General features: G+C 71.2%; 21 protein-coding genes. 12 read left to right on the forward strand and 9 right to left on the reverse strand.

Features of this window, described 5'->3' with window-relative positions; genetic code table 11:
* The first annotated feature begins 61 nt into the window (after positions 1-61).
* Positions 62-856 carry a hypothetical protein gene (locus ACIQPT_RS26155; protein WP_401159048.1) on the forward strand — a complete coding sequence of 265 codons (795 nt, stop codon included), beginning with the start codon at positions 62-64 and terminating at the stop codon, positions 854-856.
* 118 nt (positions 857-974) lie between these two features.
* On the opposite strand, the gene ACIQPT_RS26160 is transcribed toward ACIQPT_RS26155, so the two are convergent.
* The gene (locus tag ACIQPT_RS26160; RefSeq protein WP_401159050.1) at positions 975-1,457 is read right to left on the reverse strand and encodes a MarR family winged helix-turn-helix transcriptional regulator; all 483 of its coding nucleotides are present in this window, start codon (positions 1,455-1,457) and stop codon (positions 975-977) included.
* A gap of 266 nt (positions 1,458-1,723) precedes the next feature.
* On the opposite strand from ACIQPT_RS26160, the gene ACIQPT_RS26165 reads away from it, so the two are divergent.
* Positions 1,724-2,476 carry a polysaccharide deacetylase family protein gene (locus ACIQPT_RS26165; RefSeq protein WP_401159143.1) on the forward strand — a complete coding sequence of 251 codons (753 nt, stop codon included), beginning with the start codon at positions 1,724-1,726 and terminating at the stop codon, positions 2,474-2,476.
* Between the two features lie 103 nt (positions 2,477-2,579).
* On the opposite strand, the gene lon is transcribed toward ACIQPT_RS26165, so the two are convergent.
* On the reverse strand, positions 2,580-5,012 hold the full coding sequence (lon, locus tag ACIQPT_RS26170) for an endopeptidase La (RefSeq protein ID WP_401159052.1): 2,433 nt from the start codon (positions 5,010-5,012) through the stop codon (positions 2,580-2,582).
* Between the two features lie 292 nt (positions 5,013-5,304).
* Here lon and ACIQPT_RS26175 point away from each other — a divergent pair, with 292 nt between their 5' ends.
* The 5 genes from ACIQPT_RS26175 to ACIQPT_RS26195 all read left to right on the forward strand — a co-directional run bounded on the left by ACIQPT_RS26175 (position 5,305) and on the right by ACIQPT_RS26195 (position 12,411).
* Positions 5,305-5,991 carry a spermidine synthase gene (locus ACIQPT_RS26175; protein ID WP_401159145.1) on the forward strand — a complete coding sequence of 229 codons (687 nt, stop codon included), beginning with the start codon at positions 5,305-5,307 and terminating at the stop codon, positions 5,989-5,991.
* 234 nt (positions 5,992-6,225) lie between these two features.
* Complete coding sequence (locus ACIQPT_RS26180; RefSeq protein WP_030079431.1) at positions 6,226-6,963, forward strand: response regulator transcription factor; 738 nt, start codon at positions 6,226-6,228, stop codon at positions 6,961-6,963.
* Positions 6,960-8,036: an ATP-binding protein gene (locus ACIQPT_RS26185; RefSeq protein WP_401159056.1), complete on the forward strand. Its 1,077-nt coding sequence runs from the start codon at positions 6,960-6,962 to the stop codon at positions 8,034-8,036. Before ACIQPT_RS26180 ends, ACIQPT_RS26185 begins: the two co-directional genes overlap by 4 nt.
* Positions 8,037-8,318: 282 nt before the next feature.
* On the forward strand, positions 8,319-12,125 hold the full coding sequence (locus ACIQPT_RS26190; protein ID WP_401159058.1) for a multifunctional oxoglutarate decarboxylase/oxoglutarate dehydrogenase thiamine pyrophosphate-binding subunit/dihydrolipoyllysine-residue succinyltransferase subunit: 3,807 nt from the start codon (positions 8,319-8,321) through the stop codon (positions 12,123-12,125).
* Positions 12,126-12,225: 100 nt separating this feature from the next.
* The gene (locus tag ACIQPT_RS26195) at positions 12,226-12,411 is read left to right on the forward strand and encodes a DUF6104 family protein (protein ID WP_003966321.1); all 186 of its coding nucleotides are present in this window, start codon (positions 12,226-12,228) and stop codon (positions 12,409-12,411) included.
* A 21-nt stretch (positions 12,412-12,432) separates the two neighbouring features.
* Here the strand turns inward: ACIQPT_RS26195 and ACIQPT_RS26200 are convergent, their stop codons facing one another.
* Positions 12,433-13,275, reverse strand: a complete 843-nt coding sequence (locus ACIQPT_RS26200; RefSeq protein ID WP_401159061.1) for a hypothetical protein — start codon at positions 13,273-13,275, stop codon at positions 12,433-12,435.
* Positions 13,276-13,428: 153 nt separating this feature from the next.
* Here ACIQPT_RS26200 and ACIQPT_RS26205 point away from each other — a divergent pair, with 153 nt between their 5' ends.
* Both ACIQPT_RS26205 and ACIQPT_RS26210 read left to right on the forward strand, forming a co-directional pair.
* Positions 13,429-14,286, forward strand: a complete 858-nt coding sequence (locus tag ACIQPT_RS26205) for a DUF4097 family beta strand repeat-containing protein (protein ID WP_401159064.1) — start codon at positions 13,429-13,431, stop codon at positions 14,284-14,286.
* A gap of 1 nt (position 14,287) precedes the next feature.
* On the forward strand, positions 14,288-15,352 hold the full coding sequence (locus tag ACIQPT_RS26210) for a helix-turn-helix transcriptional regulator (RefSeq protein ID WP_401159066.1): 1,065 nt from the start codon (positions 14,288-14,290) through the stop codon (positions 15,350-15,352).
* 73 nt (positions 15,353-15,425) lie between these two features.
* Here ACIQPT_RS26210 and ACIQPT_RS26215 read toward each other — a convergent pair whose 3' ends face one another.
* From ACIQPT_RS26215 to ACIQPT_RS26240, 6 genes are all read right to left on the reverse strand, one after another.
* Positions 15,426-16,010, reverse strand: coding sequence for a Clp protease N-terminal domain-containing protein (locus ACIQPT_RS26215; RefSeq protein ID WP_401159067.1), 585 nt, complete (start codon positions 16,008-16,010; stop codon positions 15,426-15,428).
* On the reverse strand, positions 16,010-16,219 hold the full coding sequence (locus ACIQPT_RS26220) for a sigma factor-like helix-turn-helix DNA-binding protein (RefSeq protein WP_007447814.1): 210 nt from the start codon (positions 16,217-16,219) through the stop codon (positions 16,010-16,012). Before ACIQPT_RS26220 ends, ACIQPT_RS26215 begins: the two co-directional genes overlap by 1 nt.
* Before the next feature lie 31 nt (positions 16,220-16,250).
* Positions 16,251-16,790, reverse strand: coding sequence for a GNAT family N-acetyltransferase (locus ACIQPT_RS26225; protein WP_401159068.1), 540 nt, complete (start codon positions 16,788-16,790; stop codon positions 16,251-16,253).
* Positions 16,768-18,186, reverse strand: a complete 1,419-nt coding sequence (locus ACIQPT_RS26230; protein ID WP_401159071.1) for a cellulase family glycosylhydrolase — start codon at positions 18,184-18,186, stop codon at positions 16,768-16,770. The genes ACIQPT_RS26225 and ACIQPT_RS26230 overlap by 23 nt, the downstream gene beginning before the upstream one ends.
* A gap of 87 nt (positions 18,187-18,273) precedes the next feature.
* Positions 18,274-19,242 carry a zinc-binding dehydrogenase gene (locus ACIQPT_RS26235; RefSeq protein ID WP_401159073.1) on the reverse strand — a complete coding sequence of 323 codons (969 nt, stop codon included), beginning with the start codon at positions 19,240-19,242 and terminating at the stop codon, positions 18,274-18,276.
* A gap of 516 nt (positions 19,243-19,758) precedes the next feature.
* Entirely contained in the window at positions 19,759-21,000 is a 1,242-nt protein-coding gene (locus tag ACIQPT_RS26240) for an NADP-dependent malic enzyme (protein WP_401159075.1), read from the reverse strand.
* A 523-nt stretch (positions 21,001-21,523) separates the two neighbouring features.
* Between ACIQPT_RS26240 and ACIQPT_RS26245 the strand changes: the two genes are divergently transcribed.
* Genes ACIQPT_RS26245 through ACIQPT_RS26255 form a run of 3 tightly spaced genes read left to right on the forward strand, consistent with a single transcriptional unit; the run spans position 21,524 to position 24,241 of the window.
* A complete protein-coding gene (locus tag ACIQPT_RS26245; RefSeq protein ID WP_401159076.1) occupies positions 21,524-22,486 on the forward strand; it encodes an ABC transporter substrate-binding protein in 963 nt (320 codons plus the stop codon).
* 28 nt (positions 22,487-22,514) lie between these two features.
* On the forward strand, positions 22,515-23,480 hold the full coding sequence (locus ACIQPT_RS26250; protein WP_401159078.1) for an amino acid ABC transporter permease: 966 nt from the start codon (positions 22,515-22,517) through the stop codon (positions 23,478-23,480).
* Positions 23,477-24,241, forward strand: a complete 765-nt coding sequence (locus ACIQPT_RS26255; protein WP_401159081.1) for an amino acid ABC transporter ATP-binding protein — start codon at positions 23,477-23,479, stop codon at positions 24,239-24,241. Before ACIQPT_RS26250 ends, ACIQPT_RS26255 begins: the two co-directional genes overlap by 4 nt.
* Positions 24,242-24,319: the final 78 nt, after the last annotated feature.

A 24,319-nucleotide genomic window follows, 5' to 3' on the forward strand; every position in this document is an offset into this window, starting at 1 on the left:
CTGGTACAGGCCATTTCCGGTCGCGTGCGGAGTCGGTGAAGGGCTCGTGCAGACTGGCGCCATGCGCATCGAACTCGCCACCGCGCCCGGCAGCCCCGAACGCCCCAATGAGGACTGGGCCTCCGGGTCTCTTCCCGCGTCCGGCCAGGGCGGTGTTCTGGTCCTGCTCGACGGCGTCACCCCGCCACGGGGGGACGACGGTTGTGTGCACTCGGTCCCGTGGTTCACCGCACGGCTGGGCGGTGCGCTGGGGGAACTGTCCGGTTCCCGCCCCGACCTGACCCTGACCGAGATCCTGGCCGCGGCCATCTCCCGTACAGCCGACGCCCATCGGGTCACCTGTGACCTTTCTCACGTGCGTACACCTCAGGCGACCGTGGTCCTGGCACGTTGGAACGAACACACGATCGAGCACCTGGTGCTCTCCGACTCGGCCCTGCTGCTGGAGTCCCGCGACGGCGAGGTCCGGGCGGTCCTCGACGACCGACTGGACCGGCTGCCGCCGGGCTCGCTCGCGTCGAACGCGATCGCCGATTCCACGGTGCGCAACAAGGAGGGCGGCTTCTTCACGGCCGCCGCCGATCCGTCGGTGGCGGCGCGCGCGGTGACGGGCAGCACCCCGGCGTCCGGCGTCCGGGCCATCGCCGCGCTCACGGACGGGGCGGCCCGCTGGACGGAGGTGTTCGGCGAGGGCGACTGGACACAGACGCTGGGGCTGCTGCGGAAGGCGGGGCCGCAGGGGCTGATCGACCGGGTGCGGGAGCTGGAGGCCGCCGACGCGGAGGCCGGGCGCGTACGGCTGGGGCGCGGCAAGACGCACGACGACGCCACCGCGCTCCTGGTGGAGCTGGACTGAGCGCGACGGCGCCGGGCCGGCTTCCGGAGCGACTTCCGGCGGGCGCGCCGGTTACGGAGCCGCCCCGGGCTGGCGCGCCGATTACGGAGCCACCCCGGGCGGACGCGACGGTGGCGGGTCAGCTCTCGGCGCGGGCGTTCAGCTGGTGCAGCAGCCGGGCCAGTTCGGCGATCTCGGCCCGGTCCCAGCCGGCCAGCTTGCGTACGTAGCGCCCGCGGCGGGCGTCCCGGACGCTGCGGAAGCGGGCCAGGCCGTCGTCGGTGAGATGGACGAGCCAGGCGCGACCGTCGGCCGGGTCGGGTTCGCGGGCCACCAGCCCGAGGTTCTCCAGCGAGTGCAGCTGACGGCTCATGGTGGCCTTGCCGACGCCGAAGTACGCGGCCAGCTCGGTGGCCCGCTGCCGGCCCGCCGCCTCCAGGCGGACGAGCAGGCCGTAGGCGGCGGGCTCCAGTTCGGGGTGGACCTCCCGGGCCATCTCGCCCGAGCTGGCGCGTGCCCGGCGCAGGAACACGGCCAACTCACGCTCCAGCGCCAGGAATTCGTGGTCCACACCGCTACCGTCCGGCGCACCGGGCTCCGGATCGCTGTCGTTCCCGCGCACGTCAGTACCCCTCGTACGGTTTCCTGCCGATGAAAGCTGCCTCCGCGACCGGTCGACGCCGCAGCTCGGCCAGTATTTCGCAGGAGTGGACCGGCAGCCGCACCTCGGGGCTCTTCCGCACCTGGGTCACCGGGGCTCTCGCCGCCCGGAGCGCCACTGCGCACCCCGCTATGCACTCCGCGTATACGCACTGTGTATAGTCCTCGGCGTACCGCACACCTGTGCGGATTTTCCGCACAGAGGAGTGATGCGTCGTGCCCAGAAAGATGCCGTTGTCAGGGATGGGGTTGACCGCGGCGCTGGTGACGGCGCTCACACTGACGTTGAGCGGCTGCTCGATGGACACGACGGCGCCGGGCTCGGCCCGGGGCGAGGCGGCCTCGGACGCCAAGGGCTCGTTCGGGCCGGTGGACTGCCGCAAGGCCAAGTGCATCGCCCTGACCTTCGACGCGGGGCCGGGCAAGGACACCCCGGAGCTGCTGGACATCCTCAAGGAGAAGAAGGTGCACGCCACCTTCTTCCTGCTGGGCAAGCACCACGTCATCAAGCACCCCGACGTGGTGCAGCGCATCGAGGACGAGGGTCACGAGGTCGCCAACCACACCTGGACGCACCAGGTCCTCACCGACCGGAAGCCGGACGAGATACGCGCCGAGCTGGAGAAGACCCAGCTGGCCATCGAGAAGATCACCGGCAAGAAGCCCCGGCTGATGCGCCCGCCGCAGGGCCGCACCGACGACACGGTCTCGGACATCAGCAAGGACCTGGGGCTCTCCCAGGTGCTGTGGAGCGCCACCGCCAAGGACTACTCGACCAATGACTCCGCGCTGATCAAGAAGCGGATCCTGGACCAGGCGAGCAAGGACGGCATCATCCTGCTCCACGACATCTACAAGGGCACCGTGCCCGCCGTGCCCGGGATCATCGACGCGCTCCAGAAGGACGGCTACACCTTCGTGACCGTCCCCGAACTGATGGCCCCCGCCGAGCCGGAGCCGGGCACGATCTACCGCCCCTGACCGGTACGTACGGCACACGGAACGGCCCGCCCCCCGTTGACTCGGGAAGCGGGCCGTCCGTACCGGTCGCGTACCTGATACCGCGCCCGTCACTGCGTGGCGGTCAGGCCGCGGCCGGGATCCTGCCCCCCGTCCGGTCCTCGGTCCGGGCCGAGGCCGGGGCGAGGGCGATCTCCAGCACCTGGCGGACGTCGGTGACCGGGTGGACGTCCAGCTTCTCCAGCACCTCGGCCGGCACGTCGTCCAGGTCGGCCTCGTTGCGCTGCGGGATCACCACGGTGGTGATGCCCGCGCGGTGGGCCGCCAGCAGCTTCTGCTTGAGGCCGCCGATCGGCAGCACCCGTCCGGTCAGCGACACCTCACCGGTCATCGCCACATCCGTACGGACGAGGCGTCCGGAGAGCAGCGAGGCCAGCGCGGTCGTCAGGGTGATACCGGCGCTCGGGCCGTCCTTCGGGACCGCGCCCGCCGGGAAGTGGATGTGCACACCCCGGTCCTTGAGGTCCGCGACCGGCAGCTCCAGCTCCGCGCCGTGCGACCGCAGGAAGCTCAGCGCGATCTGCGCCGACTCCTTCATGACGTCCCCGAGCTGACCGGTCAGGGTCAGTCCGGACGCCCCGGTCTCCGGGTCGGCGAGCGACGCCTCGACGAAGAGGACATCACCGCCCGCCCCGGTCACCGCGAGCCCGGTGGCCACGCCCGGCACCGCCGTGCGGCGCTCGGCCGGGTCCTGGGCGGACTCGGGCACGTGGTGCGGTCGGCCGATGAGGCCGCGCAGATCGGCGTCGGTCACCGTGAACGGCAGCTCGCGGTCGCCCAGTTCGTGCTGGGCCGCGACCTTGCGGAGCAGCCGGGCGACGGCCCGCTCCAGATTCCGTACGCCCGCCTCGCGGGTGTACTCACCGGCCAGCTTGCGCAGCGCCGACTCCTCCAGGGCCACCTCGTCCTTCTCCAGACCCGCTCGCTCCAGCTGGCGCGGGAGCAGGTGGTCCCGGGCGATGACGACCTTCTCGTCCTCGGTGTAGCCGTCGAGGCGGACCAGCTCCATGCGGTCGAGCAGGGCCTCCGGGATGGCTTCGAGGACGTTGGCCGTGGCCAGGAAGACGACGTCGCTGAGGTCGAGCTCGACCTCCAGGTAGTGGTCGCGGAAGGTGTGGTTCTGCGCCGGGTCGAGGACTTCGAGGAGGGCGGCGGCCGGGTCGCCCCGGAAGTCGGAGCCGACCTTGTCGATCTCGTCGAGCAGGACGACCGGGTTCATCGAACCGGCCTCCTTGATGGCCCGCACGATCCGGCCGGGCAGCGCCCCCACGTACGTACGCCGGTGGCCGCGGATCTCCGCCTCGTCCCGGACACCGCCGAGCGCGACGCGGACGAACTTGCGGCCCATGGCGTGCGCGACGGACTCCCCGAGCGAGGTCTTGCCGACGCCGGGCGGGCCCACGAGGGCGAGGACCGCGCCGCCGCGACGGCCGCCCACGACGCCCAGGCCCCGGTCGGCGCGGCGCTTGCGCACCGCGAGGTACTCGGTGATGCGTTCCTTCACGTCGGCGAGGCCGGCGTGCTCGGCGTCCAGGATCTCCTGGGCGCCGCGGATGTCGTAGGCGTCCTCGGTCCGCTCGGTCCACGGCAGTTCGAGGACGGTGTCCAGCCAGGTGCGGATCCAGGAGCCCTCGGGAGACTGGTCGCTGGACCGCTCCAGCTTCTCGACCTCCTTGAGCGCGGCCTCGCGGACGTGCTCGGGCAGGTCGGCGGCCTCGACGCGGGTCCGGTAGTCGTCGGACTCGTCCTCCGGGTCGCCGTTGAGCTCGGAGAGCTCCTTGCGTACGGCGTCCAGCTGGCGGCGCAGCAGGAATTCGCGCTGCTGCTTGTCGACGCCGTCCTGGACGTCCTTGGCGATGGATTCGGCCACGTCCTGTTCGGCGAGGTGCTCGCTCAGCCACTGGATGGCGAGCCTCAGCCGGGCGATCGGGTCCACGGTCTCCAGGAGCTGGACCTTCTGGGCGGTGGTGAGGAACGGCGAGTATCCGGAGTTGTCGGCGAGCGCGGAGACATCGTCGATCTGCTGGACCCGGTCCACGACCTGCCAGGCGCCGCGCTTCTTCAGCCAGCTGGTGGCGAGCGCCTTGTACTCCTTGACGAGCTCGGCGGCGGAGCCGGGCAGCGGGTCGGGGGCGGCGGTGTCGAGGACGGTGCCCTCGACCCAGAGCGCCCGGCCGGGGCCGCTGGTCCCGGCGCCGATGCGGACCCGGTCGCGGGCCCGGATGAGTGCGCCCGGGTCGCCGTCCGACAGGCGTCCGACCTGCTCGACGGTGCCGAGGACGCCGGTCCCCGTGTACGTCCCGTCGATCCGCGGGACCAGCAGCACCTCGGGCTTGCCGCCGCCGGGGCGGGCGGCGGCCTGCGCGGCCTCGACGGCGGCGCGCACCTCGGTGTCGGACAGGTCCAGCGGCACCACCATGCCGGGCAGGACGACCTCGTCGTCGAGCGGCAGCACGGGCAGGTCGATCGGTGTGAACGCCTGGGACTCGTTAGTCATGATCTCCCCTTCGGCAGGCAAGTTGAGCTATGTGGACTCAATGCTCCTGAGCCGCCGAATGTTCCCCAGCACTTGTTCGCTCTGAGCGATCAGGCACGTTCCGGTCCCCGGGCCGCCTTTACGGCAGCACCGCGGGACGGACCGTTGTTCCCCGCCCCCGGAGGGGGAACCCGCTGGCATTCCCCCCGGGCGGCGGGACAGGATGGCGGACACCGACCGCTACGACCGGAGACCGGAGAGCCACACCATGTCTTCGATGGACGCGATGTCCGCACCGCACGCCCCGGCCCCGATGCCGACGCGCCCCGCCGACGGCACCCCCTTCGTCCTCGACCGCCGCGAGGGCCCCTTCGGCGAGGTCGTCCTGCGGGGGCGCGGCGAGCACTTCGAGATCATCGCCAACGGCTGCTTCCTGATGGACACCTCCGACGGGCGTTCCGAGCGGCTGCTGATCGACGCCGCGCTGGCCGCCCTGCCCGCCGGGCGCACCGGCCCGTCCGTGCTGATCGGCGGTCTGGGCGTCGGGTTCTCGCTGGTGCGGGCCGCCGAGGAGGGGCGTTGGGGGCGGATCGTGGTCGTGGAGCGGGAGCAGGCGATCGTGGACTGGCACCGGGCCGGGCCGCTGGACCGGATCTCCGGGCCGGCGCTGGCCGACCCCCGGACCGGGATCCTGCACACGGATCTCGTCGCCCACCTCCGTACGGCCACGGAGCGTTACGACGCGCTCTGCCTGGACATCGACAACGGGCCCGACTGGACGGTCACGGAGGACAACGGAAGCCTCTACTCCGCCGCCGGACTCGCGCACTGTCACGACCGGCTGACCCCGGGCGGCGTGCTCGCCGTCTGGTCCGCGCAGCCGTCGACGGCCTTCGAACAGGCGTTGCGGAATGCCGGGTTCAGCGGGGTTAGGACGGAAGAGGTGGCCGTTGCCCGAGGTGTGCCCGACGTGGTCCATCTCGCACTCCGGGCCGCCTGAACCCCCCTCCCGGTATGCACGGCCCGGCGGTGGCACGGGTCAACCGGTACAAGGACGACGATCCGGTTGCCCGGCAGGCATGAACGCGCACCTCCGGGGCAACACCCTGCGTAGCCGGGAGCCCTCCGCTGCCTTTACGCTGCTGACCGGCACACGGGATCACCCACGAAATCCACGAGCGAAGACCGTGCCTCCGGGGGAATGGCTCCCGCGAGAACGGGCAGGGGCGGGGCGATGGAACAGACACACACCACCCACAACGGCGTCGCGGCCACCCCGGGGGCTCAGCGCCGGGTGCTGGTGGTCGAGGACGACGCCACGATCGTCGACGCCATTTCCGCCCGGCTGCGGGCGGAGGGCTTCCTGGTGCAGACCGCGCTGGACGGCCCCGCGGCCGTGGACGCGGCCGAGGCCTGGCAGCCCGACCTGATGGTGCTCGACATCATGCTTCCCGGCTTCGACGGCCTGGAGGTCTGCCGCCGGGTGCAGGCGCAGCGCCCGGTGCCGGTGCTGATGCTCACCGCACGCGACGACGAGACCGACATGCTGGTCGGGCTCGGGGTCGGCGCCGACGACTACATGACCAAGCCGTTCTCCATGCGGGAGCTGGCCGCCCGGGTGCACGTGCTGCTGCGGCGGGTGGAGCGGGCCGCGCTGGCCGCCGTCACCCCGCGCAGCGGGATACTGCGTCTGGGTGAGCTGGAGATCGACCACGCGCAGCGCCGGGTCCGGGTGCGCGCCGAGGACGTCCACCTCACGCCGACCGAGTTCGACCTGCTGGTCTGCCTCGCCAACACCCCGCGTGCGGTGCTCTCCCGGGAGCAGCTGCTGGCCGAGGTGTGGGACTGGGCGGACGCCTCGGGCACCCGCACGGTCGACAGTCACATCAAGGCGCTGCGCCGGAAGATCGGCGCGGAGCGGATCCGTACCGTGCACGGCGTGGGCTACGCCCTGGAGACTCCGGCGCCATGACCTGGCCAGGGCCCGGAATGCGGTCCTTCTCCATCAAGGCCAAGCTGGGCACGCTCGTCGTGGTCTCGGTGTTCATCACCACCGGGCTGCTGATCGTCGCCCTGCGGACCCGCACCGAGTTCCAGTTCATCACCGTGTTCTCGGTGATCGCGACGCTGCTGATCACCCAGTTCGTGGCGCACGGTCTGACGGCGCCGCTGGACGAGATGAGAGCGGTGGCCCGGTCCATCTCGCACGGCGACTACACGCGCCGGGTGAGCGGTGCCGGGCGGCGGGACGAGCTGGGCGATCTGGCTCAGACGATCAACCGCATGGCGGACGATCTGGAGGCGGAGGACCGGCATCGAAAAGAGCTGGTCGCCAATGTCAGCCATGAGCTGCGCACCCCCATCGCGGCGCTGAGAGCCGTGCTGGAGAACGTGGTGGACGGGGTGTCCGCCGCCGATCCGGAGACGATGCGCACGGCGCTGAAGCAGACGGAGCGGCTGGGCCGGCTGGTCGAGACGCTGCTGGACCTGTCGCGGCTGGACAACGGGGTGGTGGCGCTCAAGGCACGCCGTTTCGAGGTGTGGCCGTATCTCTCGGGCGTACTGAAAGAGGCCAATCTCGCCGCCTCGCACCGACGTCTGTCGTCCGGTTCGGGCAACCACTCCCGTACGGACGTCCATCTGCACCTGGACGTCTCACCGCCGGAGCTCACCGCGCACGCGGACGCCGAGCGGCTGCACCAGGTGGTCGCCAACCTCATCGACAACGCGGTCAAGCACAGCCCGCCGCACGGCCGGGTGACGGTGCTCGCGCGGCGCGGGGCCTACCCCGAGTCGCTGGAGCTGGAGGTCGTCGACGAGGGGCCCGGCATCCCGGAGGCGGAGCGCCACCGGGTGTTCGAGCGCTTCAACCGGGGTCAGGCGCCGTCCCCGCACGGTCCGGGGAGCGACGGCGGTACGGGACTGGGTCTGGCCATCGCCCGTTGGGCGGTCGATCTGCACGGCGGCCGGATCGGGGTGGCCGAATCCGTACGGGGCTGCCGCATCCAGGTCACCCTCCCGGGAATTCCCGGGCAGCGCGGTTGACGGCGCGGTTGACATAGGGTCGAACCGGAAGGGCGCGTTCATCCGTGTCCTGCCAGCAAGGGACCGCCAGGGGATGCGGTCGGAAGACCGTCCCTGTGGTCCTGCGTACCCGAAGTGCAGTGGAACCTCGCTTGTTTCCCGCCATTTCCTGCGCCGAAACCCGCCTTCCGATGTGATGTGCACGACGAAGCACCGGCCCGGCCTGCAAGGAACGGTTCGGGGGGCGTAGCCTTGATTTCCGCTGTCCATCACCTTGTGAAGCGGAAGAGGGCGGTTGCCGCCGTGTCGTCTCAGTCCCCCAGTAACTCGAGCATCTCGACCGACCAAGCCGGACCGGGCACCAACCCGGCCGCGGCGTTCGGCGCCAATGAATGGCTCGTCGACGAGATCTACCAGCAGTACCTCCAGGATCCCAGTTCGGTCGATCGCGCCTGGTGGGACTTCTTCGCCGACTACAAGCCGGGTGCCTCCGGCACGGCGGACAAGCCCGTTCCCGGCGCCCCGGTGACGGAGGCTCCGGCCTCCGCCGCACCGGCCGCGCCCGCTCCGGCGGCCGCCCCGGCCCCGGCGAAGGCCGCGCCCGCAGCCGCTCCGGCGGCTCCCGCGCAGCCCGCACCGGCCAAGGCCGCCCCGGCGGCCCCGGCCCCGGCTCCGGCGAAGCCCGCGACGGCGAAGCCCGCCGCCGCGCCCGCCAAGGCCGACGAGGCCACCGAGGCCCCGGCCGGCCCGGAGTACGTGACGCTGCGCGGCCCCTCGGCCGCCGTCGCGAAGAACATGAACGCCTCGCTGGAGCTGCCGACGGCCACATCCGTCCGCGCGGTCCCGGTGAAGCTGCTCTTCGACAACCGCATCGTCATCAACAACCACCTCAAGCGCGCCCGCGGCGGGAAGATCTCCTTCACGCACCTCATCGGGTACGCGATGGTGCAGGCCCTCAAGGCCATGCCGTCGATGAACTACTCCTTCGCCACGAAGGACGGCAAGCCGACCCTGGTCAAGCCGGAGCACATCAACCTGGGTCTGGCCATCGACCTGGTGAAGCCGAACGGCGACCGCCAGCTGGTCGTCGCGGCCATCAAGAAGGCCGAGACGCTCAACTTCTTCGAGTTCTGGCAGGCGTACGAGGACATCGTCCGGCGCGCCCGCATCGGCAAGCTCGGCATGGACGACTTCTCCGGCGTCACCGCCTCGCTGACCAACCCCGGCGGCATCGGCACCGTTCACTCGGTGCCCCGCCTGATGCCCGGTCAGGGCCTCATCATGGGCGTCGGCGCGATGGACTACCCGGCGGAGTTCCAGGGCACGTCGCAGGACACCCTGAACAAGCTCGGCATCTCGAAGGTCATGACGCTGACGTCGACCTACGACCACCGGGTCATCCAGGGCGCCGCCTCCGGCGAGTTCCTGCGGGTCCTCTCCCAGCTGCTGCTCGGCGAGAACGAGTTCTACGACGAGATCTTCAAGGCGCTGCGCATCCCCTACGAGCCGGTCCGCTGGCTCAAGGACATCGACGCCTCGCACGACGACGACGTCACCAAGGCCGCGCGGGTCTTCGAGCTGATCCACTCCTACCGGGTCCGCGGCCACGTCATGGCCGACACCGACCCGCTGGAGTACCACCAGCGCAAGCACCCCGACCTGGACATCACCGAGCACGGCCTCACCCTGTGGGACCTGGAGCGGTCCTTCGCGGTCGGCGGGTTCGCCGGCAAGACGATGATGAAGCTCCGCGACATCCTCGGCGTGCTCCGTGAGTCGTACTGCCGCACCACCGGCATCGAGTTCATGCACATCCAGGACCCGAAGCAGCGCAAGTGGCTCCAGGACCGGGTCGAGCGCCCGCGCCCGAAGCCCGAGCGCGAGGAGCAGCTGCGCATCCTGCGCCGGCTGAACGCCGCGGAGGCGTTCGAGACGTTCCTGCAGACGAAGTACGTCGGCCAGAAGCGGTTCTCGCTGGAGGGCGGCGAGTCCGTCATCCCGCTGCTCGACGCGGTCATCGACTCCGCCGCCGAGGCCCGCCTCGACGAGGTCGTCATCGGCATGGCCCACCGCGGCCGGCTGAACGTCCTGGCGAACATCGTCGGCAAGTCGTACGCGCAGATCTTCCGCGAGTTCGAGGGCAACCTCGACCCGCGCTCGATGCACGGCTCCGGCGACGTCAAGTACCACCTGGGCGCCGAGGGCACCTTCACCGGTCTGGACGGCGAGCAGATCAAGGTCTCGCTGGCCGCCAACCCCTCGCACCTGGAGGCGGTCGACCCGGTCCTGGAAGGCATCGCCCGCGCCAAGCAGGACATCATCAACAAGGGCGGCACGGACTTCACGGTCCTGCCGGTCGCGCTCCACGGCGACGCGGCCTTCGCGGGCCAGGGCGTCGTCGCCGAGACGCTCAACATGTCGCAGCTGCGCGGCTACCGCACCGGCGGCACCGTGCACGTGGTGATCAACAACCAGGTCGGCTTCACCGCCGCCCCGGAGTCCTCGCGCTCCTCGATGTACGCCACCGACGTGGCGCGCATGATCGAGGCGCCGATCATCCACGTCAACGGTGACGACCCGGAGGCCGTGGTCCGTGTCGCGCGGCTCGCCTTCGAGTTCCGGCAGGCGTTCAACAAGGACGTCGTGATCGACCTCATCTGCTACCGCCGCCGCGGTCACAACGAGGGCGACAACCCGGAGTTCACCAACCCGCAGATGTACACCCTGATCGACAAGAAGCGCTCGGTGCGCAAGCTCTACACCGAGTCCCTCATCGGTCGCGGCGACATCACGCTGGAAGAGGCGGAGCAGGCGCTCCAGGACTTCCAGGGTCAGCTGGAGAAGGTCTTCGCGGAGGTCCGCGAGGCCACCTCGCAGCCGGCCGCCCCGCACGTCCCGGAGCCGCAGGCCGCGTTCCCGGTGGCCCTGGAGACCGCGGTCTCCGCCGAGGTCGTCAAGCGGATCGCCGAGTCGCAGGTCAACATCCCCGAGTCGATCACCGTCCACCCCCGTCTGATGCCGCAGATGCAGCGTCGCGCGGCCTCGGTGGAGAACGGCACGATCGACTGGGGCATGGGCGAGACCCTGGCCATCGGTTCGCTGCTGATGGAGGGCACCCCGGTCCGGCTCGCCGGCCAGGACACCCGCCGCGGCACGTTCGGCCAGCGCCACGCGGTCCTGGTCGACCAGGTCACCGGCGAGGACTACACCCCCCTGCTGTACCTCGCCGACGACCAGGCCCGGTACAACGTCTACGACTCGCTGCTCTCGGAGTACGCGGCGATGGGCTTCGAGTACGGCTACTCGCTGGCCCGTCCGGAGTCGCTGGTCATCTGGGAGGCCCAGTTCGGTGACTTCGTCAACGGCGCGCAGACCGTCGTGGACGAGTTCATCTCCTCGGCCGAGCAGAAGTGGGGCCAGACCTCCGGCGTCACGCTGCTGCTGCCGCACGGTTACGAGGGCCAGGGCCCGGACCACAGCTCCGCCCGCCCGGAGCGCTTCCTCCAGATGTGCGCGCAGGACAACATGACGGTCGCGATGCCGACCCTCCCGTCGAACTACTTCCACCTGCTGCGCTGGCAGGTGCACAACCCGCACCACAAGCCGCTCATCGTCTTCACCCCGAAGTCGATGCTGCGTCTGAAGGCAGCGGCTTCGACGATCGAGGAGTTCACCACCGGCGGCTTCCGCCCGGTGATCGGCGACGCGTCGGTCAAGGCCGAGGATGTCCGCAAGGTCGTCTTCTGCGCGGGCAAGCTCTACTACGACCTGGACGCCGAGCGGGAGAAGCGCGGCGACACGGAGACGGCGATCATCCGGCTCGAGCGCCTGTACCCGCTGCCGGGTGCGGAGATCCAGGCCGAGATCGCGAAGTACCCGAACGCCGAGAAGTACCTCTGGGCCCAGGAGGAGCCGGCGAACCAGGGTGCGTGGCCGTTCATCGCGCTCAACCTGATCGACCACCTGGACCTCGCGGTCGGCTCGGACGTGCCGCACGGCGAGCGCCTGCGCCGCATCTCGCGGCCGCACGGCTCGTCCCCGGCGGTCGGCTCGGCCAAGCGCCACCAGGCGGAGCAGACGCAGCTGGTCAACGAGGTCTTCGAGGCCTGAGGACCGTAACGCCGAACACCCCGGGGACCCGGTTCCGCGCTCGTCGCGGGGCCGGGTCTCCGGCGTCTCCGAGGCCTCCGGGCCTCGCTATCCTTTTCCCATGTACTTCACGGACCGTGGCATCGAGGAACTGGAGAAGCGACGCGGCGAGGAGGAGGTCACCTTCGAGTGGCTCGCCGAGCAGCTGCGGACGTTCGTCGATCTCAACCCCGACTTCGAGGTGCCGGTCGAGCGCCTCGCGACCTGGCTGGCACGGCTGGACGACGAGGACGACGAGGACGCGTAACCGCCCCAGGCCTGTCCGGCTCTAGGAGGCGCCCGCCCTGGCCCGTTCGTACGCGAGTCCCAGCGCGCCCTGCGCGAGGAGCACCGCGCCGGCCGCCGCCCAGCCGCCGCTGCGCCGGCGGGCGCCCCACAGCAGGAGCGGGAGCCCGGCCGCGAGCTGGACGGCGGCGACGGCCCGCGCGCGCGGGCCGCGTACCCACGGACCGATCCGGCTGCTCTCGACCGCGTCCAGTTCGACCCGTACGGCATCACGCCAGCCGGCCCACTCGACCTGCTCCACCCCGCGCTGCACCGCCGCGACGCTGCGCAGCCGGTCGGCGCTCTCGCCCGGGGAGAGTCCGGCGGGCAGGGTCAGCCCGGTGCCGCCGAGGACGGCGAGCAGTCCGCGCAGCCGGGCGTCCGCGGCGGCGTCCGGATCGGGGCGGGTCAGCTCTTCCAGCGCCTGCACGCCGAGCACCGGGTCGAGACCGAGGCGAACCGCGAAGGTGCGCATGGCCTCGTCCTCGCCCACCGGGGTGCCGTCGGTCAGCCAGATGTAGCCCACGGGCCGGCGGAATCCGGCGGCGAGGGTGTACCCGGCCCGGTCGGCGTCCCACCACAGGGCGAGCACCGGCCAGGTGGAGCCGACGGCGAGCGCGGTGGCCCAGCCGCCGAGGACCCGGTCGACCGGCTCGGCGTCCTGCTCCGCGCCCCCGGCCCCGGTCCCGCCCCCGGTCCGCCAGGGCTTCCCCTCCGGGACGAGCACGCTCCACTCCTGGCCCGCGCGGGCCAGCAGCATCTGCTCGCGCAGCAGGTGGGCGAGCGGCCGTACGGTCTCGGGGGCGGCCCGGCACAGCAGGAGGGCCCCGGTGGGTGTCGCGTTCATGGCTCACACGCTAGGCCAATATGCCCATGTTTGATGCGGTTGCGTGTACTTCACCCCGGGCCAACTTCTCTTGACTTCCCCCATCCGCGATATATCGTGTTCTGAACGAGACGCGATATGTTGCGTCGCCACGCTTTCCGGGAGGTCACATCCATGCCTGTGTCGACATGGACCATCGCCGAGCCGCGGAAGCTCGCCTTCGACGATCCGGTGGCGGCGCTCCACGTGCGCATCGTCGACGGCACGGTCAACGTGGTCGGGACCGACGAGCCGGACGCCCGGCTGGAGATCTCCGCGATCGAGGGCCCGCCGCTGATCGTGACGCAGGAGGGCGGCCGGCTCACGGTGGCCTACGAGGATCTGCCCTGGCAGGACTTCCTGCGCTGGTTCGACCCCAAGGGCCGCCGCCGCAGCGCCGTCGTCTCGCTCGTCGTGCCGGCCGCGTCCTCGGTCGAGGTCGGCGTGATCGGCGCCGGGGCCGTCGTCTCCGGCATCAGCGGCCGTACGGAAGTCCGCGGCATCACCGGGGACTCCACGCTCGTCGGGCTGACCGGCGCGGTGCGCGGGGAGTCCGTGTCGGGCAGCCTGGAGGCGCAGAGCGTGACGGGGGACCTGCGCTTCCACTCCGTGTCCGGTGATCTGACGGTGGTCGACGGGTCCGGCGCCTCGGTCCGGGCCGAGTCGGTCAGCGGTGACATGGTGCTGGACGTCGACCCGTCCGGGAAGCCCACGGACATCCGGCTGACCTCGGTCTCCGGCGAGATCGCGATCCGGCTGCCGCATCCGGCCGACGCCAGGGTCGAGGCGAACACCGCGAGCGGGGCCGTCTCCAACGCCTTCGAGGACCTGCGGGTCGGCGGGCAGTGGGGGGCGAAGAAGATCACCGGCACGCTGGGCGCCGGGACGGGGACCCTGCGGGCGACGACCGTGTCCGGTTCGATCGCCCTGCTGCGCAGGCCACCCGCCGAGGACGACGCGTACGCCCCCGAGCCGACCGGAAAGGTTCTCTGACATGCCTCCCGTATTCGCCCACGGCCGTCTGCGGCTGTATCTCCTCAAGCTCCTGGACGAGGCCCCCCGCCACGGCTACGAGGTCATCCGGCTGTTGGAGGAGCGCTTCCAGGGCCTGTACGCCCCGTCCGCCGGCACGGTCTACCCGCGGCTGGCCAAGCTGGAGGCCGAGGGCCTGGTCACCCACGCCACCGAGGGCGGCCGCAAGGTCTACTCGATCACCGACGGCGGCCGCGAGGAGCTGGCGGGCCGCGGCGGCGAACTGGCCGACCTGGAGCTGGAGATCCGCGACTCGGTCTCCGAACTGGCCGCCGAGATACGCGACGACGTACGGGGCGCGGCGGGCCGGCTCCGCAGCGACATGCGGGCGGCCGCGTCGGAGTCCCGGCACGGCACGAAGACGGGGCCCGGAAGCGACAAGGGGAAGGGGAAGGGACCGGGGAAGAGCGAACCGTCCTCCCCCTTCGGCGACTTCGGCGACTTCGGCGACTTCGGCAATCTGGGCGACCTCGGCGACAGCGAGGCGTGGCGCACGGCGAAGGAGGAGCTGCGCCGGGCCAAGCAGGAGTGGAAGGAGCAGGCCCGCCGGGCGAAGGACGAGTCCCGGCGCGCCCGCGAGGACGCCCAGCAGGCCCGCCGTCAGGCCAAGGAGGCCCAGGAGAAGGCGCGCGAGCAGATGCAGACCGCCGCCCGCCAGGTGCAGGAGCACTTCGCGCGGGGCGACTGGCCCTCCGGCGTACGCGAAGGCCTTGCGGAGATCACCGGCCAGCTCGGCGGCTTCGCGCGGTCCGGCGCCTGGCCCCCGTTCGGCAAGCCCGAGCCGGACGCCGCCCCGCCCGTCCAGGACCCGGCCCCCGGTGCGGACTGGGGGCAGGACGTGCCGTCGGTCGGCGACCCGGTGCGCGACCTGGACCGCCTGCTGGACCGCTTCCGCGACGGCATCCGGGACGCGGCCCGCGATCACGGGGTCACGGAGGCCCAGCTCGCGGAGGCCCGCGGCCACCTGGGAGCGGCGACGGCGCGGATCGAGGCGCTCCTGACGCCGGAGGACGAGGCGAAGGCCTGAGCCCGGGGGGGGCGACGGAGAGGCGGATGTCCGGGACCGGGCGTCCGCCTCTCCGTGCGTGGGGGCTCATCGCTCATCCGGCCTGGGCGTGCCCCTCCTGGCCCCCGTCGGCGTCGGGGCCGTACAGCGCGCGCCGCACGGTCGTGTAGGTCGCGCCGTGCTCGGCGAGGACGTCGGCGACGACTCCGGGCATCGCGGTGAGGGCCAGGAGCAGATGCTCCTCGCCGATGAACCGGTCGCCGCGCCCCAGGGCGATCCGTAGCGACTTCTCCAGGACGGTCTTCGCGCCCGGTGTGAAGGGGCGGTGCCCGGACCACCACCGGCGGCTGCGGCGGTCAGCGTCCAGAGCGCCCTCGCCGTGGGCTCCCTCGACCCGGGAGACGATCGCGCCGACGTCGATCCCGATGCCGGCGAGGGCGTCGGTGTCGGCCCTGGTCAGCCCGCCGCGGCGGCGGGCCTCGGTGAAGGATGCCTCCAGGGAGGCGCGGCGGTCGTGGAGACCGAGGGCGGTGACGGCGAACGAGGCCCGGCCGCCCTCCTGTTCCAGCAACGCGAGCAGCAAGTGCTCCTCGGTGACCGAGTCGGCCCCGGTGCGCTCGGCCCGGACCACGGCGCCCTTCACGGTCGCGCGGGCCCCTCGGGTGAATCGCTCGAACATCAACGCCTCCCGTACTTCTTGTGCACGGCCTGCCGGCTGACGCCCAGCTCGGCGGCGATCTCCTGCCAGGACCAGCCCTGGACGCGGGCACTTCTGACTTGTACGGCTTCGAGCTGCTCCAGCAGCCGCCGCAGCGCGGCCACCGACCGCAGCCCGACGCGCGGGTCGCGGTCACCGGCACGTGCGGCCAGATCCGTTGCTTCGGTCATGATGTCAACCTACATTGACACCACTCTCCCGTCAATGAAAGTTGACATCATCGTCGGCCAGGCGGGCGTGGCGCTCGACGTCGTGGCGGACGTCGCCGTAGCGCAGCTTGGCCCGCTCGATGCCCTCGGTCGCGAATCCGGACCGGGTCGCGACCCGGCACGAGGCCGGGTTGTCGGTGCGGTGACCCAGCTCCAGCCGGTACAGCCCGAGCTCGTCGAAGGCCCAGCGCGCCAGCGCCCGCACTCCGGCCGGGGCGACACCCCGGCCGCGTGCGGTCTCCGTGGTCCAGTAGGAGACCCAGCCGGTGTCATGGGTCCGGTTGACGGCGGCGAGGGCGACACCGCCGAGGGCCTCACCCTCCTCCCCCACGACGGCCCAGGAGTAGCCGGTGCGCGCTCCCCGTTCGCGCGTACGGTCCGCGATCCAGGCCAGCGCCCCGGGCCGGTCGAACACGGGCCGGTCGGTCTGGCGGTCCATCTCGGCCGGGGCAAAGGCGCGGAGCACCGCCGAGGCGTCGGCGGGCTCCCAGGGGCGCAGCAGAAACCCTTCAGGGGTGGTCAGTTCGTCCATGCGGGCCAGCTTCTCGCACGGTCACCACCACCTCGGCCCCGGGCCATGCCAGAACGAGGGGCCATCCCCCGCGCGACGGCTCGCCGATGACGTGGGCCGGTCCGGTGACGGAGACACGCCAGCCCCGGGGTGAGGGCGGGAGGGACAGCTCCGTGACGCCGGGGCGGGCGGCCGCCGCACGGTAGGCGAGGCGGTAGGAGCGGGTGGCGGCGTCGTACGTGTCGGAGCGGACCGTGCCCGCGACGGCCGGGGCGTACGGGGTGGCCGTCCGCTCCTTGTTCGTACGGAAACGGCCGTGCTCGTCGACCGCGCAGTAGCCGCCGCCGTAGCACCAGACGTACCCGGCCCAGCCGGAGCTGTAGCGGTTCAGGGAGGCGACGGCCTCGCGGTAGAAGCGGCCCATGTTGGGGAGGGAGTTGTTGAGCGGCCCCCATTCACCGACGACCACGGGCATCCGGTGGCGGGCCGGATAGGCGGTGACGGCGGCCTCGTACGCCTCGATCCAGCCGGCCGAGGGGTCGTAGTCGGCGCCCGCCTCCATGGCGGTGTTGTAGAAGTGCGGGGCGTAGACGGTCCGGCGGTCCTGGATCCGGCCCAGCCCGGTGGGGACACCCTCGCCGACGATGGGGGTCGGTTCGACGAAGAGCCAGGTGGAGCGGTCCTTGGCGCGGACGGCCCGGGCGAGGCGGTTGTACATCGGGGTGAGGTGCTGGGCCTCGATGCGGCGGGCGGCGGTCGGCAGGTCCTCGCCCGCGCGCAGCTCACCCATCGGCTCGTTGATCAGGTCGTAGCCGATGACGGCCGGGTGGTCGCGGAAGCGCTCGGCGAGGACCTGCCACATGGCGGCCTGGGCGCGCTGGAGGTCGGGGTCCTCGTAGAGGTGGGTGAAGGCCCGCTGGACGGCGGGCTCGAAGTACTCGGAGAACCAGTCGTCGGGGTTCGGGGTGAACGGCAGCCCGTCGGTCCTGGTGGCCCAGGCGGGGATGCCCCGATGGCCGAACGCGGGCCCGAAGACGTCCTGGTGGGCGTCGATGAGGACGTGGATACGGTGCTTGCGCGCCCAGTCCAGGATGCGTTCGACGCGCCGGAGGTAGCGCTCGCTGTACTGGCCGCGCTCGGGCTCCAGGTCGTCCCAGAAGACCAGCAGCCGGGCGAAGTTGAAGCCGTTCGCGCGCAGGTCGCGGAAGTGCCGTTCGGTGATGGCGGTGAGGGCGGCCTCGCCGCGGTTCGCCTTGTCCTCGACGTTCCAGCCACGCAGGGTGAGGGTGCGCCCCCGGTCGTCGGTCAGCGGCGGGATGCCGTGGCCGGATGCCTGTACGGGTGCGGGTGCGGGGCGCGCCGAGGCGGCGGGGGCGAGGGCCCCCGCCGCGAGCACGGACGCGACGACAACTGCCATGAGTGCTCTGCCCATTCGCATGGGCAGATCTCACCAGCAAAGCTGAACATCCCTCAAGTATCTGTCACCGACGAGTTCTTGGCAGACCTAGGAGGTCGGCCTGAGCACGATCTTCCCGAAGAGGTCACCCGACTCCAGCCGCTGGAACCCCTCCCGGGCCCGGTCCAGCGGCAGCACCTCGTCGATGACCGGGCGCACCCCGGTGGTCGCGCAGAACGCGAGCAGGTCCTCCAGCTCGTCCTTGGACCCCATGGTGGACCCGACGACCTTCAGCTCCAGGAAGAAGATCCGGGTCAGCTCGGCGTGCGCGGGCCGGTCGCCGCTGGTGGCCCCGGAGATGACGAGGGTGCCGCCGGGGCGCAGCGACTTCACGGAGTGGGACCAGGTGGCGGCCCCCACGGTCTCGATGACGGCGTCCACCCGCTGCGGTAGCCGGGCGCCGGGCTCGTACGCCTCCAGCGCGCCGAGTTCGACCGCCCGCTCCCGCTTGGCCTTGTCCCGGCTGGTGGCGAAGACCCGCAGCCCGGCGGCCTTCCCGAGCACGATCGCGGCGGTGGCGACCCCGCCGCCCGCGCCCTGGACGAGCACGGAATCGCCGGGCCGTACGCCCGCGTTGGTGAACAGCATCCGGTACGCGGTGAGCCAGGCGGTCGGCAGGCAGGCGGCCTCCTCGAAGCTGAGCTCCTTCGGCTTGGGCAGCACGTTCCAGGTGGGGACGGTGACCTGCTCGGCGAAGGTGCCCTGGTAGCGCTCGGTGAGGATGGAGCGCGGCTCCTTCGGCCCGACGCCGTGCCCCGACTGCCCGATGACGGAGTGCAGGACGACCTCGTTGCCGTCCTGGTCGACGCCGGCCGCGTCGCAGCCGAGGATCATCGGCAGCCGGTCCTGCGAGAGCCCCACGCCCCGCAGGGACCAGAGGTCGTGGTGGTTGAGGGAGGCGGCCCGAACGGTGACGGTGGACCACCCGGGACGCGCCTCGGGGGCCGGGCGGTCACCCAGTTCCAGGCCGTCGAGGGGCCGGTCGGGATCGATGCGGGCTGCGTAGGCGGCGAACATGGCTCGACGATAGGCGGGGCGGGGGGACCCGCGTAACCGCCTACGCGTGTGACGCACGCCAACAAATCAAGCCCCTCCGGCGATTGAGGAGGCAGGCCCGCACATCCAGCCCCTCCGGGGGCAAATCAAGCCCCTCCGGCGATTGAGGAGCGGGGTCCGGGGCCGCGCCCCGGGGGGGGGGGGGGGGGGGGGGGGGGGGGGGGGGGGGGGGGGGGGCGGGGGGGGGCGGGGGGGGGCGGGGGGCCCCCGCGGCCCGGGCGCCCCCCCGGCCCCGCGCCCCCCCCCCCCCCCCCCCCCCCCGCCCCCCCCCCCCCCCCCCCCCCCCCCCCCCCCCCCCCCCCCCCCCCCCCCCCCCCCCCCCCCCCCCCCGGGCTCCGCCCCCAGACCCCCGCTGCTCAATCGCCGCAGAGGCTGGAGTGGGCGACCCCGCTCCTCAAACGCCGCAGGGGCTTATACGTGCACGGGCGGGGCCCGTACCGACAGGCCCCGCCCACCCACAACCGCTCAAGCGCGGACTCAGCGCCGAGCCACACCCTCCGCACGGGCCGCAGCCGCCACCGCGGCCGTCACCGCCGGAGCGACCCGCTCGTCGAACGGGGACGGGATCACGTAGTCCGCCGCCAGCTCATCGCCGACCACGTCGGCCAGCGCGTTGGCCGCCGCGATCTTCATGCCCTCCGTGATCCGGGAGGCCCGGACCTGGAGCGCACCCGCGAAGATGCCGGGGAAGGCGAGCACGTTGTTGATCTGGTTCGGGAAGTCCGAACGGCCGGTCGCCACGACGGCCGCGTACTTGTGCGCGACCTCCGGGTGGACCTCCGGGTTCGGGTTGGCCATCGCGAAGACGTACGCACCGGGGGCCATCGAGGCCACCGCCGCCTCCGGGACCGTACCGCCGGAGACGCCGATGAAGACGTCGGCGCCGGCGAGCGCCTGCTCCAGCGAACCGGAGATGCCCGCCCGGTTGGTGAGCTCGGCCAGCTCGCGCTTGACCTCGGTGAGGTCGTCGCGGTCGCGGCTGACGATGCCCTTGCGGTCGGCCACCGCGACATCGCCGATGCCTGCCTCCAGCAGGAACTTGGCGATGGCCACGCCCGCCGCGCCCGCGCCGGAGATGACGCCGCGCAGGTCGCCGAGCGTCCGCCCGGAGAGCTTCGCCGCGTTGCGCAGGGCGGCGAGGGTGACGACGGCGGTGCCGTGCTGGTCGTCGTGGAAGACCGGGATGTCCAGGCGCTCCTGGAGCTTGCGCTCGATCTCGAAGCACCGGGGCGCCGAGATGTCCTCCAGGTTCACGCCGCCGAAGGACGGGGCGAGCCGGACGACGGTGTCGACGATCTCGTCGGCGTCGGTGGTCGCGAGCGCGATCGGCACCGCGTCGACGCCGCCGAACTGCTTGAAGAGGATGGCCTTGCCCTCCATGACGGGGAGGGACGCCTCGGGCCCGATGTCGCCGAGGCCGAGCACGGCGGTGCCGTCCGTCACGACGGCCACGACCTGGGACTTCCAGGTGTAGTCGTGGACGAGCTCGGGGTTGTCGGCGATGGCGCTGCACACTTTCGCCACACCGGGCGTGTACGCCAGGGAGAGGTCGTCCTTGTCCCGGATCGGGACGGTGGCCTGCACGGCCATCTTCCCGCCCCGGTGGAGGGCGAAGGCCGGATCGAAGGGCTCGTCGGCCCCGATGTCCGCTGCGCTCGTGCGCTGGATGCCGCTGTCGGTGGTGCTGTCGCTGCGAGGATTGACGATCTCCGCTGCCATGGTGTTGACCCCTTAAGTCTTCATCGTTTGAGGGTGGCCACTCCTGGTTGAGGAGGGGTGGGCGGGCACCGCGTACGTGCCCCGCACCGAGCGGTTGGCCCGCCCTGGCAGGGAGAGGTACATACGCGCGGGCGCGCCGCACACGCGCCCTGAGCCCCGGATGAGGGGTGTAAACGTCTTTCTTACCGGACGAACGGTGTTACGGACGAGTCCATATCGACGCGGTGACGTGACTCATAGTCGAATATCTGGACAAGTCGGCAAACCGGTATAAATGCCGCCCACCAGTCGAGACGCACCGAAGATTCTCCGGCGAGGGGAATGAATCCCCACAGATGGTCCGGTCCCGAGGTACCGGCCGTTGATGTTCGGGGGTCGCCCGTTATCCGATTTTGACATGGCGGGACCCCTGAATGGGCCAGTCCGAATGGCAGGATGCCGTTCACACGAGGTGGCGACACTCGAAGGTGCGTGCCAAGCCGCCCCACCAGCACCTCACCCTCACCTGCCGGAGGATCCCGACATGACCGCAAGCACCACGCGTCGTACGACCGCCAGGGCCCGGATCGCGGCGGTCGGCGCCATCGCGGTCGCCGGCACGCTGCTCCTCACCGCCTGCGGCGACCAGACCGACAGCGCCTCCCAGGAGAGCGGTAGCGGCAAGGAGACCAAGAGCGGTGCGCCGCTCTTCTCGAAGCTGCCGGAGAAGTACCAGAAGTCCGGTGTGATCAAGGTCGGCACGAATGCCGAATACGCCCCGATGGAGTCCGTCGAGAACGGCAAGATCGTGGGTGTCGACCCCGATCTGGCCGAGGCTCTCGGCAAGCAGCTCGGTGTGAAGTTCGAGTTCACCTCGGGTTCCTTCGACGGTCTGATCACCGCCCTGAACAGCGGGCGCCACGACATCGCGATGTCGTCGATCACGGACAACAAGCAGCGCCAGGAGGGTCTGGACGACTCCGGCAAGAAGCTGGGCGAGGGCGTCGACTTCGTCGACTACTTCCTCGCGGGTACCGCCGTGTACACGAAGAAGGGCAACCCGCAGAACATCAACTCCATCGAGGACCTCTGCGGCAAGCCGGCGGCGGTGCAGCGCGGCACCACGTACGAGGAGGCCCTCAAGAAGCAGTCGAAGGCCTGTACGGACGACGGCAAGAAGGCCATCAAGATCGAGTCGTTCGAGAACGACACCGAGGCGCAGACCCGCGTCAAGTCCGGCGGCTCGGTCGCCGGTGTCAACGACTACCCGGTCGCGGTCGACCTGGCCGCCAAGGCCGACAGCGGCAAGGCGTTCGAGGTCGTGGGCGAGCAGGTCGACGCCGGCCCGTTCGGCATCGCCGTCAAGAAGACCAACACCGGTCTGCGCGACGCCCTGAAGGAGGCCGTCGACGCGATCATCGCCGACGGTTCGTACCAGAAGGTGCTCGACAAGTGGGGCGCCGGCACGGGAGCGATCGACAAGGCCGCCGTCAACGGCGGCAAGTGACCGGACGCTTCACCGAAGGGCAGTCACGATGACTGACAAGTTCGACAAGACACCCGCCGGTTCACCGGCCGGCCAGGTGTCCGTCTCCAAGGCCGCCACCACGGCCCCGGAGAACATCAAGGCCATTCCCGTCCGCCATGTCGGCCGCTGGATCAGCGGCGTCGTGGTCATCGGCCTCCTCGTCGCCCTCGGGTACGCCTTCTCGCAGGGCAACATCCAGTGGCACGCCGTGGGCGACAAGCTGTTCGACGAGACCGTCGTCGCCGGTGCGGGCCGCACCCTGCTGATCAGCGTCCTCGCGATGATCCTCGGCGTGATCCTCGGCGTCGTGCTGGCCGTGATGCGGCTGTCGAAGAACCCGGTCACCAGCTGGGTGGCCTGGCTGTACATCTGGTTCTTCCGCGGCACCCCGGTCTACGTACAGCTGCTGCTCTGGTTCAACCTGGCGCTGATCTTCCCGGTCCTGAACATCCCGTTCATCTACAAGGACGAGATGACGGACGTCATGACCCCGTTCATGTGCGCCCTGCTGGGGCTCGCGCTGAACGAGGCCGCCTACATGGCGGAGATCTGCCGCGCCGGCATCCAGTCGGTCGACGAGGGCCAGACGGAGGCCTCGCACGCGCTGGGCATGACGCAGGGCAAGACCATGCGCCGCGTGGTCCTCCCGCAGGCGCTGCGAGTGATCATCCCGCCGACCGGCAACGAGTTCATCAACATGCTCAAGACCTCCTCGCTGGTGTACGCGGTCACGTACAACGAACTGCTCCGCTCCACCTCGCAGATCGGCTCCACGTCGTACGCGGTCATGGAGATGCTGTTCGTCGCCTCCATCTGGTACATCACGATGACCAGCGTGTTCAGCGTCGGCCAGTACTACCTGGAGCGCCGCTACGCCCGAGGCTCGCTGCGCTCGCTGCCGCTCACGCCGCTGCAGCGCGTCAAGATCAACCTCGCCGCGTTCAGCAACCGCTCCGGAGGTGCCTCCTCATGACCACTCCCATGGTGAAGGCCGAGGGCGTCCACAAGTCCTTCGGCGCCGCCCACATCCTCAAGGGCATCGACCTGGAGGTCGCCCCGCGTGAGGTGTTCTGCCTCGTCGGCCCGTCCGGCTCCGGCAAGTCGACCTTCCTGCGGTGCATCAACCACCTGGAGCAGATCAACGCCGGCCGGCTCTCGGTCGACGGCGAGCTGGTCGGCTACCGGCAGAAGGGCGACAAGCTCTACGAGCTCAAGGACAGCGAGGTCGCCCTCCAGCGCCGGGACATCGGCATGGTGTTCCAGCGGTTCAACCTGTTCCCGCACATGACGGCCATCGAGAACGTCATGGAGGCTCCGATCCAGGTCAAGGGCGAGGCCAAGGCCGTGGCCCGGGCCCGTGCCGAGAAGCTGCTGGACCGGGTGGGCCTCGCCGACAAGATGAAGAACTACCCCTCCCAGCTCTCCGGCGGTCAGCAGCAGCGCGTGGCGATCGCCCGCGCGCTGGCGATGGAGCCGAAGCTGATGCTCTTCGACGAGCCGACCTCGGCCCTCGACCCGGAGCTGGTGGGTGACGTCCTGGACGTCATGCGCGGCCTGGCCGAGGACGGCATGACGATGATCGTCGTCACCCACGAGATGGGCTTCGCCCGCGAGGTGGGCGACGCGCTGGTCTTCATGGACGACGGTGTGGTGGTCGAGTCGGGCCACCCGCGCGAGGTACTGGGCAACCCGCAGCACGACCGGACGAAGTCGTTCCTGTCGAAGGTGCTGTAGCCGGCTCCTCGGGGCCCGTCGCACACGGGAGGGCGGTACGGACTCCGGTCCGTACCGCCCTCCCGCGCGTCCGCGCCC

The organism is Streptomyces sp. NPDC091289, assembly GCF_044757365.1.
Lineage (GTDB): Bacteria > Actinomycetota > Actinomycetes > Streptomycetales > Streptomycetaceae > Streptomyces.